Below are 16,049 nucleotides of genomic sequence, written 5' to 3'. Positions count from 1 at the left end.
ATGTAGCTGGTCATATTTACCATTGTCGCAACCGCTTTCTTTGTTGTCAATGACATAGCTTCATCATATATACACAATTTTAACGATAGATACCGTTTTCAATTGTGAATTAAATCACAATATTAAAAAGTTTTTTGTTTTACTTTTAAAGTAACCTTTATATCACGCTTAAAATAATACATTTCAGAGGGATAGGACGAATCATTTCATCATCACTAACAGGAGGAACAACGTATGAATATTCCGCTTAAAATCAATAAATATCCATTGAATACGATCGGAGAAACCTACTTTTTAAATATACGCTTTTTACTCATAGTCTGTGTGGTAGCAGGTAACTTACTAGAACCGCTGATCCAACAATCAATAGCAGCGCATCATTTATTTGTATGGATTTTTTCATTCCATATGCCTTTATTTGTGTTGGTGACTGGTTATTTTGCTCGCTTTAATCTACATGGACCCGCAGGTAGCCAAATGTTACGTCATATTGCTCTACAATATATATTATTTCAAAGTATCTATTCTGTGCTTGATTATACGATTTTCCGTGTTCCTCATATTACGCATTCGTTTTTTGCTCCTTATTTGTTACTCTGGTTTTTAGCTGGGCATATCGTCTGGCGTCTTTTATTGATTTCATTACGTATGTTTACATTCAAGCAACAATTGATTGTATCTTTAGCACTTGGATTAGGTGTAGGGTTACTTCCTGTAGATGGAGTATGGCTTGCTTTGTCCCGAACATTGATTTATTTCCCTTTCTTTATTGTTGGATACCATCTACATGTGGATAAAATAATATCGTTTTTTCAACATTATCGGCGCTCAATTGCTATAGGCTCTATCGCATTTATGATTTTATTTTTTGATTTGAACCTACCGCTCGTTATAGGATGGTTTTATGGTAATCAGACATTTGTGCAATTGGGCGTAAATTCATGGACAGGTATGTTGTATCGATTGTGTATGTATATGTTGCAATGTGTCGCTTCTATAGGTTTTCTTGCTCTGGTTCCTATCGGTGCTCACTATATAACTGAACTTGGTAGACGTACATTATATGTCTTTTTATTGCATGGACTTTTGGTGAGAGCGATAGAAACGACGGGCATTTTACATCAGTTCAATACACCTTTGGAAATAGTGATCCTATTGGTCTTCGCCATTCTTATAGCGGTATTACTTGCTCAACCGCAGGTTAAACATTGGACTTCACGATTAGTCGAGCCTTCTATCCCTCAACCGCTTTACTCCATGATCCATTATGTTCAAAGACATACTTTATTTCAAAAGCAATCCTAATGACCAATTATAAGGAATATATACACATAACAACGAAAATATAGATCGATTCGTGCTCTTTTTCTGATATTATCGTATAATTTTTTCCAACTCATTCCTAATTATTCGTTTCACTCTAAACAAGACGGGTAAGTAAGGTTTAAGTATACATGGCATTCCATGCTTACACTTATATAAATAAGGAGTGATTTGGTGATGGCACAGAGTAATAACAACAACGGCAAAATGAGTCGTGAAGAAGCAGGTCGTATGGGTGGCCAGGCAACCTCCAAAAAACATAATAAACAATTCTACCAACAGATCGGCAAAAAAGGTGGAGAAGCCACTTCTGAGTCTCATGATAAAGAATTTTATCAAGAAATCGGTAAAAAAGGCGGAGAAGCCACTTCCGAATCTCACGACAAAGATTTTTATAGAGAAATTGGCAAAAAGGGCGGCAGCCGTTAATACCATAAAAAGCAGACATTTCCATTAATGGTGGAATGTCTGCTTTTTTTGTGCCATCTTTTTTATTTCGTTTTGTTTTGCTACGGATTTAATATATATTCGCTAGAAAAAAGCTAACATATATGATAGACTCTATAGAAAACTTCCGCGTAATTTGTATATTTATACTACGTTATGCAAGACTTTTTTAGCTTTTACCTTTGGCGTTACAACGCGCTAAAGCTCCAAAGCTTACTATTATATATTTGGGGGGAAATCGACACCATGGTAGTCAACAAGGGCAAAAAAATGCGTTCCGATATGATCAAAAAAGGTTTCGACCGTGCACCACACCGTAGCTTACTTCGTGCCGCAGGCGTTAAAGAAGAAGATTTTGGTAAACCGTTTATCGCGGTATGTAACTCTTATATTGATATCGTACCGGGTCATGTACATCTACAAGAGTTTGGTAAAATCGTAAAAGAAGCGATCCGTGAAGCAGGCGGCGTTCCGTTTGAATTTAATACGATTGGCGTAGATGATGGTATCGCAATGGGACATATCGGTATGCGTTATTCGTTACCGAGTCGTGAAATCATTGCTGATTCTCTTGAAACTGTTGTTGCCGCTCACTGGTTCGATGGCATGGTCTGTATTCCAAACTGTGACAAAATCACACCGGGTATGATGATGGGTGCTCTTCGTGTTAACATCCCTACAATGTTTGTTAGTGGTGGACCGATGAAAGCCGGTAAAGACAAAAATGGTCGTTCGATTTCCCTGACATCTGTATTTGAAGGTGTAGGTGCTTACCAAGCTGGTAAGATTGATGATGCAAGTCTGCTTGAACTAGAACAATTTGGTTGTCCAACTTGTGGATCATGTTCAGGTATGTTTACAGCGAACTCGATGAACTGTCTAGCAGAAGCAATGGGTATTGCTTTGCCAGGTAACGGAACAATTCTTGCAGTCTCTGAAGATCGTCGCGATTTTGTTCGTAAATCAGCTACACAATTAATGGAATTGATCAAATTAGACCTTAAACCTCGTGATATCGTAACTAAAGAAGCATTGGATAATGCATTTGCTTTGGATATGGCGATGGGTGGTTCTACAAATACAGTTCTTCATACATTGGCTCTTGCTCAAGAAGCAGGTATCGAATATCCAATCGAACGCATCAATGAAGTCGCTAACCGTGTACCTCATTTGGCGAAATTGGCTCCAGCTTCTGACTGGCATATCGAAGATGTTCATTTGGCAGGTGGCGTAAGTGCTGTGTTGAATGAATTACTCAAAAAACCAGGTGCTCTACATCCAGATTGTATTACCGTTACAGGTAAAACGATTCGTGAGAATGTAGAAGGACAAGAAATTCAAAATACTGAAGTTATCCACAAAATCGATAATCCTCACTCTGAGCGTGGCGGTCTAGCCGTATTGTTTGGTAATTTGGCTCCACAAGGGGCTATTATCAAAGTGGGTGCTGTTGATGCTTCTGTAGGCGGATATCATAAAGGCCCTGCAATCTGCTTCGATTCACAAGATGATGCGTTGTACGGGATTGCTAACGGTCATGTGAAAGAAGGACATGTCGTTGTTATCCGTTATGAAGGTCCTAAAGGCGGCCCTGGTATGCCAGAGATGCTTGCTCCTACTTCTCAAATTGTAGGTATGGGTCTTGGTGCCAAAGTCGGTCTAATCACAGATGGACGCTTCTCAGGAGCTTCTCGTGGTATCAGTATTGGTCATATCTCTCCAGAAGCTGCTGAAGGTGGACCTATCGCTTTTGTAAATGATGGAGATATTATTGAACTGGATCTGAACGAACGCAAAATTGAACTTCATATTAGTGAAGAAGAATTTGCTGAACGCCGTAAAGGCTGGGTTGAATTTGAACCTAAAGTAAAAACAGGATATCTAGCTCGTTATTCCAAACTTGTAACCAATGCAAGTATGGGCGGAGTTATGAAAATATAGTCATCTGCATATTCAATAGATTGTTGAATATTCGTTATAACTCAAAAGGAACTGTCCTCAGGGGCAGTTCCTTTTTTTGTTGACGTGATCTAAGCTCGCTTATAAAATGCTTGTATACTATGTTAGAAAAGGAGATTTAGTACGCTTATGCTTCCTTTGTACAAAAAATACTGGCGAACTGCTTTTGATATTGGCATTGTGATTTTGACGGTATATCTAGTGCTATTACTCGCAAGCAAGCTATATCATATTGCTGCGCCTATCTTTTTATCTTTTATTATTTTTGCTTTAATCGAACCTTTTGCCATGTTTCTTCATCGTCGTGGATTACCCAAAATGGTCTGCTCAGCGATAGCTGTTCTTACTTTTGTATTATTTTTACTTGGCGCATTGTTTGGTGCAGGGCTTATCTTTATATCACAGTCTGCTCAGATTGCAGATAATTTGCCTGAATATGCTAAGATCGTTCAAAGTCATTTCACACGACTAACTACATTGATGCATCAAGAAATGAATACCTTACCAGACAATGTGACACAGCGGATTAATGAATATTTTGCGATCTTTACAGGGAACTTAGCGATTTGGGGTAAAGCGGCATTCAACTATGTATTAGGCTGGCTTAGCTCATTTTCTACTTTTATTGCTAACTTTGCTGTAGGTATTATTTTAGCGTTCTTTTTGAGTGCTGAAATCAATCTCTGGCGACGTGTAGCTACCGAAAGAACACCGAACACACTCAAAAAAGCTTATTTCTTTTTAAAAGAACATGTTTTCTATGCTATCGGTGCTTATCTTAAAGCACAATTCATCATGGTGATGATTACTTTTGTATTGGTGTACATAGGATTGCTTATTTTGGGCGTGAATAATGCTTTCTCAATTTCGTTACTCAGTGCAGCATTTGATATTTTGCCATTACTCGGTATTCCTGTTATTTTTATTCCCTGGATTGTGTATCTATTTGTGGTTGGTGAGACAGGGCTTGCGATCGGATTGATCGTTTTATTAGTGGTTGTGATGTTGACCCGTCAATTATTAGAACCCAAAATCACAGGAAATTCGATTGGCATTTCTTCAGCATATTTGATGTTATCAGCAATGATTATTTCTTTATCTATTTTTGGTGTGGTGGGCTTAGTATTGTCGCCGATCTTGATTATCTTGTTAAAAGAATTGTGGTTACAAGGATATCTACAACGGTGGATCAGACTTCCACAAGAAGAATTTGAACCGATACAAGAAGATGATCCAGCTCCGCCTGTACAATAAATCATAAATAGGTATGCTAGCCAAAAAAAGCCGAAGTCCCGTATTGAATACAGGGCTTCGGCTTTTGGCTTTTTTTAAATCTATTATTCTTTTTTGTCTGAAGTTGTATCTTGCTCTGCATCTGCTTCAGTATGTGTTGCTTCTGGTTGCTCGTGATCCTTTTCATCTTGTGTTACTGGTTGTTCTTCTTGCTGTGATTCTTGTGCTTCATTCACTTCTGTAAATGGATCTATAGACGATTGCAACGCATCTGCATCTCCTTCGTCTTCTTCCACCGTAAACCGTGAGATCGTTTCTTTCAAATCAAGCGATACATTTTCCAATTGACCTGACAAGGATACCAGTTGACTACTTACATTGTGTTGTTCATTACTTAGAGAAGCCACTTCTTGTGATGTAGCAGAAGATTGTTCTGCAACCGCACTTACATTACTCATCGCTTCAGACATCGTATTTTGCACCTGACTAAGCTCATTAATCGAATCTGTAACTGAATTTAGCTTGGTAACAAAAGCAGACATTTGTCCTTGAACCGATTCGAAAATAGTCGTTGTATCTTTAACTGCTTCTGTCTGTTGTTTGAATAATGGATAGGCATCATTCAGAACTTTAATCGTCTCTTCCATTTCCTGCTGAATATTGGTGGTGATTTTACCAACCATGAGAATAGATTCGCGTGATTGTTCTGCTAACTTACGTACTTCATCAGCAACCACCATAAATCCTTTACCGGCTGCTCCAGCACGAGCGGCTTCAATCGTAGCATTAAGGGATAAGATGTTCGTTTGTTTGGTAATATTCTGCATCACCTCAAGCACTTGTTGAACAGAAGACGTACTTTGTTGTAATGAGTCGATCCGAGCGCCAAGCGAACGAATCATATCTTCTGTAGTCTGTGTGCGAGTAAGTAATTTTTCCATATGCTGAACACCTGTTTCACTAGCTTGTTCCACATCATGAGCAGAAGCACCCATTTCATTGTTAGCACTGATTACTTTATTCATTTGACCCATAATACCATCAGCAAGTTCTGTACCACGTTCTGCTTCCAGAGCAAGACTGCCTGCACCATTTGCAATTTCTTCAGTAGCAACAGCGATTTCTTTAGCTGATGTAGCTGTCTGTTTGGAAGCATTACTAAGGATTGTGGCTGTACCTAATACTTCTTGCGCCGATTGATTCGTTTGCTTAACCAGATTCGTAATGTTTTCCATCATTTCATTAAAAGCCGAACCTAACTGCCCAATCTCATCTTCAGACTTATGAGTCGTCCGAACATTCAATTTACCTTGTGCACCCTGACGCATAAGTTGTTGTAAATTCTGTAACGGCTTCGCAATAATACGAATAATAAAGATACCGATTAATACAGCAAATACAGCATCAATCACAGCGAAAATCAAAGTCATATTTAAGATCGGTTTGGCACTAGATACCAGTTCATTAATCGGTACTGTCCCTACTAATTTCCAATCTGAATTTTGAAGTGTACTATATGCGATCAAAATAGGCGATTGACCATCACTATTTTCTACTCTACCGCTTTTCTCTGTCAATTGAGTTAAAAAGCTGTAATTCGATGGTGTTGCAATATCTGCATTATTTGTGGAAGCAACGACCGTATTTGTCGCACCACCAATAAGATCAACACGACCTCCAGTACCCATATTTACATTAGCAATCTGATCTTCGATCAATTTACTGTTGGCACTGATTACAAAAATAAACGAATCAGAAGTATTGGTCGTACGGACAGCACGTGCGAATAAGAAGTTTTTGACAGTGCCTTGCATTTCCATGGTAGGTACCCACTGCATCACACCGTTGCCACTTTCTAATTCTTTATACCAGGCTGTATTACGTACTTCATCCTCTGCCGGAATCTGTACCCCTGCTCCTACAATATTCACTGCTTTATTCATTGGAATAATATAAATTGAATCGATAGCATCTAATGAGTTGAGTTGATTTTGTAGATTACTTGTAATTGCATTGACCGCTTGGAATTTCTCAAAATCGTCTATACCTGCTGTAGATAACTTCACTAACTGATCTTGCATATTAGGATCGAAAAAGATTTGAGTAGATGAATTCACCAGTTGTCCCAAAATCACATCAAGTTTTTCACCTGTTTGAATAATCGTCTGTTCATTACCGATAGCTGCATTTTCTTTGATAATACTTTTTGCTATCAGATACGAGAACGTTCCTAACGATACCACTAGCAACATAATAGCAATAAAAAAGATAAGAAATAATTTGATGCCTACCGATTTTGCTGGATTTAATCTACCCCAGCGATTAGTGGGTACAGATGGATCATTTGATGAGTTTGAATAGTTACTTGAGAACTTAGGAATTTTGGGAATTTTCGCCCATTTGGGTAGTGTACGAGAATGTTTTGCTGTCGTGGGGAGAATAGAAGGTTGTTGTGTATTCGCTTTCTTTTCTGGTTTAAACCATTTCTTCTGAGCAACTTCATTAGCCTTTTTCGCTAGACCTGTACGCTCACTTTTCAATTTCTTTTTTTGTTCTTTTTCAAGCTTCTTGGTGTCTGGAAGTGTTGTTTTGCTGTTTGACTTACCTTTTTTCTGCAATAACCCCATAATCTTCACCGCCGTTTTAGATTTCGTGTGCATACAGGTTTTTATGTAATCCTACTTGTTTTATCCCTGCTTCACCTTATAAACGAAACAAAAAATAAGCATTTCGAATGCTCTTGATTCCATTATCGGTTATAAACCAGGAAATTTGAACCCTTTTTCGCAAAAAAATAAGGTCTATTATACTATGCGGTATAATAGACCTTATTACCTTATAAGATTGTAAATGATTCCATTATTTTCTTATAACTTAAATTATACTGTGACTGCTGTTTTAACAGCTGATTTGCTTTGTTTGGTGTTGTTTTTACGCATCATATCAAAGTAACGAACAGGATGATCAACTTTCATTTTCACTTTTTGTAATGGATGGCGTGCAGCATCTAACTCGTTGCCATTTTCATCCCACAATTGACCGACTGTTTGTTTGAAAAACATTTGATTCGGTCCAAAAAATTCGATCTCTTGTCCTGGTTTGAAATGATTACGCTGTTGCACCGTTGCGATTCCTGTTGCTTCATCGTAATCCAGTACTAAGCCTGCAAAATCATAAGGAACTGCTTTTTCTTCTGCTTCATAGATATGATCTTCATGATCAGGTGTATCATAGAAAAATCCTGTATTTAATGGACGATTGGCTGCTTTATTAATATCTTCCAACCATTCTGGCTTCAACACATAATTCTCTGGATCAGCCATATATGAATCGATTGCTTGACGGTACGCATTCACCACAGTCGCTACATAATGGATCGATTTCATACGCCCTTCAATTTTGAAGCTATCTACACCGACTTCAATCAGATCAGGAATATGCTCTAACATACACAAATCTTTGGAACCCATAGAAAACGCAGAATCTTGTTCTTCATAAAGTGGTTTCTGGTTCACACCCAGACTAAAAGATTGCAACATTTGTTGATCAGCCGCATCTTCTTCTGATACCCATTCTTGTTCTGAACGTGCATCTTCGAATAGATCATATTTCCAACGACAAGACTGACAACATCCACCACGATTAGAGTCACGATCTGTAAAGTGGTTCGATAACACACAGCGTCCTGAAAAAGAAGAACACATCGCTCCATGAATAAAAGCTTCGATTTCAACATCTACATGTTTTTTGATCTCAGCAATTTCAGCAAAGCTTGTTTCCCTTCCCAATACAACCCGTGGTAATCCTTCTTCTTTCCAGAATTTCACCGCTTGCCAGTTCAATGTGGATTGCTGTGTACTCAAATGGACTTCAAGACCGGGTGCACAGCGTAGTGCTGTTTCAATAATCGCAGGATCTGCTACGATAACCGCAGAGATGCCTACTTCTTCTAATTTGCACAAATACTCTTCAAGACCTGCAATATCTTCATCATGAGCATAAATATTGGTAGCTACAAATACTTTAGCACCGTAACGATTTGCAAATTCGACCCCTTCACGCATTTCTTCAAAGCTGAAGTTATCTGCATTCGAACGAAGACCGTATTTTTGTCCACCAATATAGACTGCATCTGCACCATAGTGAATCGCAAATTTCAGTTTTTCCAAATTACCAGCAGGTGCTAACAATTCAGGTTTGGCTAGACGATGACGTTTACCATAATACTTTGGTTTTTCCGTTGTTGACATGGAAAGCCCCCCTTTTTCAATCATTCCATCTACACTGCAATCAAAATACTTGTTCTTTATAAAAGAAACCAAATGACAATTCACGTTCAGGATCTTGTATACGACGAATCTCATCCATCCATGACTCATCAAATTCATATTGTTCTGGATCTTGAGCATACTGATCAATCGCTTGACGGAACATACGGACCGCTGTTTCGTTATAAGTGATTGATTTTAAAATGCCTTCGATTTTGAAGCTTTGAACGCCTGCTTCCATCAGCAAGTGTAAATCTTCCAGAATACATACATCTTCTGAGCTCATAATATGCGTTCCATTGGTATCTTCATAGATAGGAAATGTCTCATCCCGACGTTCGGCTTCAATCAGGAACAATCCACGTTGCAGACCTAGATCATTACCATCCACAGGTCTACCCTGATGTTGCATATAGCTACCGACTAGGCGTCTTTTAGAATGATAAATATTCGTCATCCCGTGTACCTGCACTTGCGCTTCCACTTCTAGTTTGCCGATCATACCTGTGATCTCATCCATATTGAGTTCACGTGCCAGTACAGCTCTTGTAGCGCCTTTACGGCCCCAGTAGTTCGCTGTCACTGCATTGGTCGAAGTCATCTCAGCATTCCAGTGTAACGCTATTCCAGGCGCATGCTCACGAGCCAATGCTACGATAGCGGGATCGCCAAATTCAATCCCATCTACTTGTAACGTTGTCAGCTGTTTGATGTATTCTGGTAAATCTTCTAAAAGCTCATTGGTCATTAAATTATTGACGGCTACATAAATACGTTTGCCATGTTCATGCGCATAATTTACTGCTTGTGCAATATCTTCTACTTTGAACTCCCCAGACAATCGCATTCCATAACGTTCTTCACCGATCAGAAAAGCATCTGCTCCTGCTTCTGCCAAACGATATAATTCTTCCAGCGAAGATGCTGTAACCAACAATTCAGGTTTTGTATTCATCTTGAAGCCGCCTCCCACACAGCCTTACTTGGCTGTACTCTTGCTTGTTTCGATATTTTTGAGATGTTCTTGATACGTTTGAGCGAATAAATGCCCGCCTGTACCGTCTTTTTTGGTCACATAATATAAATATTTTGAAGCTTCAGGTGCCAGTGTTGCTTTGATCGCATCTAGACCCGGATTCGCGATCGGACCTGGTGGTAACCCTTCATGTAAGTAAGTGTTGTAAGGACTATCTATTTTAAGATCTGAGTATAACAGTCGGGCTTTTTGCTTGCCTAGGGCATATTGCACAGTTGCATCAATTTGGAGCTTCATATTTTGCTTCAGACGATTATCGATTACCCCTGCAACCTGAGCTCTTTCTTCTGGAACGACAACTTCACGTTCAACAAGAGAGGCCTCTGTTAACAGCTGATGCACCGTCAAATTGCGTTCTTTGAGCTGAGCATCTAGATTATCAATTGAACGCAGCTTGGTGCGTGTGGCTAACAACATATTAGCGATAATATCGGATTCTGTACTTTCTATCGGTAAATCATAGGTTGCCGGGAACAAATACCCTTCCAGTGGATGAAGAATGCCGTCTCCAGTAGGAACTTTCAATTCTTGAGCAAGCTTCATGGATGAAGGATCATCAACCAATTTCATAAAAGCATCACGATCTACAAATCCTGCTTCACTTAACTTATCCGCAATCTGTGTCACGGTATAACCTTCAGGAATCGTAAATTTCATCGTTTTGGGCACCACAACATCTGCGTTATTCAGCTTCGTAATGATTTGAGCATATGTTAGACCTGGCGTGAACTCATAATCACCTGCTTTGAATTCGCTACCTTCACTATTTAATTTCAAATAGACTTTAAAAACCAACGCATTTTTGATCAATCCATTTTGAGCTAATTCTTCAGCTACGGTTGATTTGCTTGTTCCTGATTTTAATGTATATGGAACGACTTGATCTGATGTTGCTGTAGGTTGCATGGCATTCCAGCCGTAGCCAATACCTGCTGCAATCACAATAAGAACAATCAATATTATCCATATCCCTGCCCTACCTCGTCTGCGCAATGAATATAACAGCTCCTTTTACAGCCAAAAAGAGCGGAATAGATCCCGCTCTTTTTGGAAGATAATTGTGCATATTGTACTGCATCCGTGATTAATCTTCAAACGGTAATGTCAGTTCGTCATATAGCTCGGCTACATCTTCCCATTCATCATCATCATCAATAGTCACAAGTTCAGGTTGTCCATCTGCATCATCAATGATTTTTAAAATCTCGACGTTGTCTTCAGGAATAACCGTATCTTTTTGCAAGACTGCATAAGTTCCTGTGTCTATCTGAAACTCACTGACAATACGATAAACAGTGACTTCGTTCTGTTCATCCGTTAGTTCAATCAACAGACCATAAGCTTCTAGCAATCTTGACGTAAACTTGACGTTACTCGCAGAAAGATCCGTCATGGGCTTATTCACCATCCAATTCAGCAACTAAAGTATTGAATGTTTCTTCAACGATCTGCCATTCCTCTTCATTTTCGATAATGAAGAGTTTGAGATCATCGTTATCTTCTTCATAGCGAAACGCATATACTTCGTCGGTATCGTCCTCTGTGGATTCCATAGGCACGACCATCATATATTTGGCGTCCGAACCATCAACCTCGAATTTCATGATGACTTCAAACTCTTCTTCATTACCTTCATCATCAGGAATATAAATAATTTCTGGTTCTTCCTCAAGCAAATTTTGATCTTTAGCCATATTTACCACCCTCACCTTTTACTTTTGGCATCCAAGTAATTTTGTAAAATCAAGCTTGCAGCCATTTTATCAACCACTAGCTTGCGTTTCTTGCGACTTACATCTGCCTCGATAAGCGTACGCTCAGCTGACACGGTTGTAAGCCTTTCATCCCATAGGTGAACAGGTAGCTGCACAGATTCTTTGAGACTTTCAGCGAATTCCATACTTAGTTGACCACGGGGACCGACGCTTCCGTTCATATTCTTGGGTAGTCCAACAACAATCTCGGTCACTTCAAGTTCCTGTACAAGCTCTACGATCCGTGCACCGACATCTTTGGTACGTTTACGATCAATAACTTCTACCCCTTGAGCGGTCCAGCCAAAAGCATCGCTTATCGCAACGCCAATTTTTCGATCCCCATAATCCAAACCTAATATTCTCATTTCTTGTACGCTCCGTCTCTACCGATGACTGGCCAGGTAGGATCGGACCAGTTCTTCTATTAATTCATCCCGCTCTTTTTTGCCGATCAAACTTCGAGCATTCTTATGCCGGGGAATGTAAGCGGGGTCCCCTGAGATCAAATATCCGACCATTTGATTGATCGGGTTGTATTCCTTCTCAACCAGTGCATCGTATACAGTGAGAAGTATTTCCTGAGAAGAGGTTTCGTGCTCGTCACCCTTCACATTAAATTTAACTGTTTTATCCATGGAGTCCACTCGCTGACACCTCGCTTTTTGGAAAAAGTGTATACTTGTACACTTCCTCAAAATGGAATCCCTTGCTGTTCATGCTGATTCTTTTTCATCATAACACAACAAGGGATATACAAGGAATATTTACGTTAAAACTATTCAAAAAGTTACAAAATTGTTTCAACTTTTTGAATCTAACACGCTATTCCTTCTATTTTGTACCCATTATCTGATACTCATATCACTTAGATGGATGCTACATGTTGTTTGGCTGCTTCAAGAGCTTCAGCTAATTTGGAAGCATCTTTACCGCCGGCTTGTGCCATATCTGGACGACCACCACCGCCACCACCACAGATAGCAGCGACTTCTTTAACCAATTTACCAGCATGAAGTCCACGCTCAATACCTGATTTCGGAACAACGACTACAAAGTTTACTTTATCGTCTTGAGCAGCTCCTAATACAAGCACTGCTTCAGGCAATTTGCCTTTCAATTCGTCTGCTAGACCACGTAAAGCATCCATACTTGGAACATTGACAGATACAGCCAATAATGGTGTAGAACCAATCATTTCCACTTTGTCTGTTAATTGACCTGCTTCGATCAAGCTTAATTTACTTTGTAGAGATTCATTGTCACGACCTAGATCGCGAAGTTGTTGGTTCAATGACTCGATGCGTTTAGGCACATCATGTACATTTGATTTCAATTGTACCGCAGCTTGCTTCAGAATATCCAATTGGCTATCCAAGAACATGTAAGCTAGGCGTCCTGTAACAGCTTCGATACGGCGTACACCCGAACCGATACCACTTTCAGATACTAATTTGAACAATCCAATACGTGCTGTGTTATCGACATGACAACCACCACATAGCTCAATACTGTAATCGCCAATCTGTACAACACGTACGATATCGCCATATTTCTCGCCAAATAATGCCATAGCACCCATCGCTTTAGCTTCGTCAATACCTTTGTACTCGATCTCGACATCAAGACCTTTCCAGATTTCCTGATTCACACGACGTTCGATATCTGCCAGTTCTTCCGGTGTGATACTACCGAAGTGAGAAAAGTCAAAACGTAAACGCTCTGCTTCAACCAGTGAACCTGCCTGATTAACATGTGTACCCAATACATCTTTAAGTGCTTGATGAAGTAAATGAGTCGCGGTATGGTTTTTGATAATATCGTTACGATTTGGTGCATCTACTTCTGCTGTAACCACATCACCGATATGAAGTTCACCCGAACTTACCGTTACGATATGCACAAATTGTCCGCGTGGAGCTTTGAACAATCCTTCAACAGAAGCTTCTACAGTATCGTTGCTCAAACGTCCTACGTCACTGATCTGACCACCACTTTCAGCATAGAAAGGAGTCACATCTAGAATCACCTGACACTGTTGACCTTCACCGACACGGTCGACCGAAGCTTCTTCTTGAATCAATGCGACTACAGTAGCTTGTACGGTTAACTGCTCATAACCGATAAATTCACTTTTGCCTTCAAAATCAGACAATACGCCACCTTGTACTTTCATACTACCACTATCTTGACGAGCTGCACGAGCGCGATCACGTTGCTCTTGCATTGCTGTATCGAAGCCTGCACGATCTACAGTCAATCCATTTTCAGCTGCATAGTCTTCTGTCAAATCAAATGGGAAACCATACGTATCATACAATTTAAACGCTTCTGCGCCACTGATCGCTGTTTGTCCATTTTGCTTCGCTTGTGTACTCAGATCAGCCAAAATATTCAAACCATCGGATAATGTCTCATGGAAACGCTCTTCTTCTGTACGAATAATTTTCTCGATAAATTCACGCTTGGATACTACTTCTGGATAATAGACGCCCATAATCTCGCCTACAATACCGGTTAAGCTGAACAAGAACGGTTTATCCAGACCGATCACTTTACCATAACGCACTGCACGACGTAACAATCGACGGATAACATAACCGCGTCCTTCGTTCGAAGGCAATACGCCATCTGCTGCTGCAAAAGCAACCGTACGAATATGGTCAGCAATGACTTTCAACGCTACATCGGTTTCTTCATTTTGTTTATACGTTACACCCGCAATTTGAGCGGCTTGTTGAATAATCGGTTGGAACAAGTCAGTATCAAAGTTAGAATCCACTTCTTGCAAAATCGAAGCAAAACGCTCTAACCCTGCACCTGTATCTATGTTTTTGTTCGGTAGCGGTGTATAGCTACCATCTTTGTTATGATTAAATTGAGAGAATACAAGGTTCCATACTTCCAGGAAACGTTCATTTTCTCCACCTGGATACATCTCAGGATCATTCGGATCAAGAGCGCCGTAAGCATCTCCACGATCATAGAAAATCTCACTACAAGGTCCACAAGGGCCTTCACCGATATCCCAGAAATTTTCTTCCAAACGAATAATACGTTCAGCAGGTAGACCGATTTTCTCGTTCCACAATTTGAAAGCTTCTTCGTCTTCTGGATATACCGTTACAGATAAACGTTCTGGATCAAATCCAATCCACTCTTTGCCCGTCAAAAATTCCCAAGCCCATGTGATCGCTTCTTCTTTGAAATAGTCACCGATCGAGAAGTTTCCTAGCATTTCAAAAAACGTATGGTGACGACGTGTTTTTCCTACATTTTCAATATCATTGGTACGAATACATTTCTGCGAATTCGTAATACGTGGATTTTCAGGTTTTTCGCGTCCATCAAAATAAGCTTTGAGTGGAGCCATCCCTGCATTAATCCACAATAGAGATGGATCATTATGAGGAACTAACGGAGCGCTTGGCTCAACATTGTGTCCTTTGCTTTCGAAAAAAGCGAGCCATTTGGAACGAATTTCACTTGCTTTCATAAGTAATGAGCCTCCTCAGAATAGTTAAACATCAATTTCTTGGTGATCCAGTAATCTATCCAACCTGTATCGCTGACAAGTCGGTAAAAAAAAAGCGCCCTGCGCAAAATCAGGGGCGGTGTTCTGGTGTATATCTAACAATATTCCCTGCAACCGCTCTTTTATTGTATATAGGTCTCTTGAATAAGTGACTCTTAACCGCTGAATACATCCGATTAACACTATGTAGGGTTCGGTCATCACTTCAATTACCTGTGTAACAAAAGATGTATGCCTGGATCTCCTTTATTTCGGCTCATCTAACGTTCATGTTCCGAAATTTCACGGTTCTTTAACAACTATATCAGTATATCTAGCGCCCATACGTCTGTCAATCGCATCCATCATGCTTAAAAGCCCCGACTTCTATCGCCACCTCTACAGATGTGCAATACAAGACGGGGTTTTTAAAATAGCGCTGATACACGTAGTATGTATAAGATAAGAATTGTATCGCGCTGTCGGAACAGCCGATATTCGCCATTCTATACATC

At 39.8% G+C, this 16,049-nt stretch carries 13 protein-coding genes; 4 read left to right on the top strand and 9 right to left on the bottom strand.

Going from position 1 to position 16,049, the window contains the following annotated elements:
* The first annotated feature begins 234 nt into the window (after positions 1–234).
* From PTI45_RS19185 to PTI45_RS19170, 4 genes are all read left to right on the top strand, one after another.
* Positions 235–1,305 (top strand): acyltransferase family protein, encoded by a 1,071-nt coding sequence (locus tag PTI45_RS19185; RefSeq protein ID WP_069329198.1) that lies wholly within the window; start codon positions 235–237, stop codon positions 1,303–1,305.
* A gap of 195 nt (positions 1,306–1,500) precedes the next feature.
* Positions 1,501–1,752: a KGG domain-containing protein gene (locus PTI45_RS19180; protein ID WP_069329197.1), complete on the top strand. Its 252-nt coding sequence runs from the start codon at positions 1,501–1,503 to the stop codon at positions 1,750–1,752.
* Positions 1,753–2,040: 288 nt separating this feature from the next.
* Complete coding sequence (ilvD, locus tag PTI45_RS19175; RefSeq protein WP_069329275.1) at positions 2,041–3,711, top strand: dihydroxy-acid dehydratase; 1,671 nt, start codon at positions 2,041–2,043, stop codon at positions 3,709–3,711.
* A 147-nt stretch (positions 3,712–3,858) separates the two neighbouring features.
* Positions 3,859–4,983, top strand: coding sequence for an AI-2E family transporter (locus tag PTI45_RS19170; protein WP_069329196.1), 1,125 nt, complete (start codon positions 3,859–3,861; stop codon positions 4,981–4,983).
* 83 nt (positions 4,984–5,066) lie between these two features.
* Here the strand turns inward: PTI45_RS19170 and PTI45_RS19165 are convergent, their stop codons facing one another.
* From PTI45_RS19165 to alaS, 9 genes are all read right to left on the bottom strand, one after another.
* On the bottom strand, positions 5,067–7,589 hold the full coding sequence (locus PTI45_RS19165) for a methyl-accepting chemotaxis protein (protein ID WP_069329195.1): 2,523 nt from the start codon (positions 7,587–7,589) through the stop codon (positions 5,067–5,069).
* Positions 7,590–7,841: 252 nt separating this feature from the next.
* Positions 7,842–9,212, bottom strand: coding sequence for a peptidase U32 family protein (locus tag PTI45_RS19160; RefSeq protein WP_069329194.1), 1,371 nt, complete (start codon positions 9,210–9,212; stop codon positions 7,842–7,844).
* 40 nt (positions 9,213–9,252) lie between these two features.
* Positions 9,253–10,185 (bottom strand): peptidase U32 family protein, encoded by a 933-nt coding sequence (locus tag PTI45_RS19155; protein WP_069329193.1) that lies wholly within the window; start codon positions 10,183–10,185, stop codon positions 9,253–9,255.
* Positions 10,186–10,209: 24 nt separating this feature from the next.
* Positions 10,210–11,259: an endolytic transglycosylase MltG gene (mltG, locus tag PTI45_RS19150; RefSeq protein WP_069329192.1), complete on the bottom strand. Its 1,050-nt coding sequence runs from the start codon at positions 11,257–11,259 to the stop codon at positions 10,210–10,212.
* A gap of 91 nt (positions 11,260–11,350) precedes the next feature.
* Entirely contained in the window at positions 11,351–11,659 is a 309-nt protein-coding gene (locus tag PTI45_RS19145; RefSeq protein WP_069329191.1) for a DUF1292 domain-containing protein, read from the bottom strand.
* A 4-nt stretch (positions 11,660–11,663) separates the two neighbouring features.
* Entirely contained in the window at positions 11,664–11,960 is a 297-nt protein-coding gene (locus PTI45_RS19140; protein WP_069329190.1) for a DUF1292 domain-containing protein, read from the bottom strand.
* Positions 11,961–11,971: 11 nt separating this feature from the next.
* A complete protein-coding gene (ruvX, locus tag PTI45_RS19135) occupies positions 11,972–12,388 on the bottom strand; it encodes a Holliday junction resolvase RuvX (protein ID WP_069329189.1) in 417 nt (138 codons plus the stop codon).
* Positions 12,389–12,406: 18 nt separating this feature from the next.
* Positions 12,407–12,667 (bottom strand): IreB family regulatory phosphoprotein, encoded by a 261-nt coding sequence (locus PTI45_RS19130; RefSeq protein WP_069329188.1) that lies wholly within the window; start codon positions 12,665–12,667, stop codon positions 12,407–12,409.
* Positions 12,668–12,888: 221 nt separating this feature from the next.
* Positions 12,889–15,516: an alanine--tRNA ligase gene (gene alaS, locus PTI45_RS19125; RefSeq protein ID WP_069329187.1), complete on the bottom strand. Its 2,628-nt coding sequence runs from the start codon at positions 15,514–15,516 to the stop codon at positions 12,889–12,891.
* Positions 15,517–16,049 lie beyond the last annotated feature (533 nt).

Origin of the sequence: Paenibacillus nuruki, assembly GCF_001721045.1 — a bacterium.
GTDB lineage: Bacteria > Bacillota > Bacilli > Paenibacillales > Paenibacillaceae > Saccharibacillus > Saccharibacillus nuruki.
Note: the sequence above shows the minus strand (reverse complement) of the source record. Positions and strands in the feature narration are given on the sequence as shown.

What these genes read in the sequence shown, in the direction of transcription:
- PTI45_RS19155 (WP_069329193.1), bottom strand. Translation starts at nt 10,185, where the DNA reads ATGAATACAAAACCTGAATTGTTGGTTACAGCATCTTCGCTGGAAGAA.
- alaS (WP_069329187.1), bottom strand. Translation starts at nt 15,516, where the DNA reads ATGAAAGCAAGTGAAATTCGTTCCAAATGGCTCGCTTTTTTCGAAAGC.
- ilvD (WP_069329275.1), top strand. Translation starts at nt 2,041, where the DNA reads ATGCGTTCCGATATGATCAAAAAAGGTTTCGACCGTGCACCACACCGT.
- PTI45_RS19170 (WP_069329196.1), top strand. Translation starts at nt 3,859, where the DNA reads ATGCTTCCTTTGTACAAAAAATACTGGCGAACTGCTTTTGATATTGGC.
- PTI45_RS19180 (WP_069329197.1), top strand. Translation starts at nt 1,501, where the DNA reads ATGGCACAGAGTAATAACAACAACGGCAAAATGAGTCGTGAAGAAGCA.
- PTI45_RS19165 (WP_069329195.1), bottom strand. Translation starts at nt 7,589, where the DNA reads ATGGGGTTATTGCAGAAAAAAGGTAAGTCAAACAGCAAAACAACACTT.
- PTI45_RS19160 (WP_069329194.1), bottom strand. Translation starts at nt 9,212, where the DNA reads ATGTCAACAACGGAAAAACCAAAGTATTATGGTAAACGTCATCGTCTA.
- PTI45_RS19140 (WP_069329190.1), bottom strand. Translation starts at nt 11,960, where the DNA reads ATGGCTAAAGATCAAAATTTGCTTGAGGAAGAACCAGAAATTATTTAT.
- ruvX (WP_069329189.1), bottom strand. Translation starts at nt 12,388, where the DNA reads ATGAGAATATTAGGTTTGGATTATGGGGATCGAAAAATTGGCGTTGCG.
- PTI45_RS19145 (WP_069329191.1), bottom strand. Translation starts at nt 11,659, where the DNA reads ATGACGGATCTTTCTGCGAGTAACGTCAAGTTTACGTCAAGATTGCTA.
- PTI45_RS19185 (WP_069329198.1), top strand. Translation starts at nt 235, where the DNA reads ATGAATATTCCGCTTAAAATCAATAAATATCCATTGAATACGATCGGA.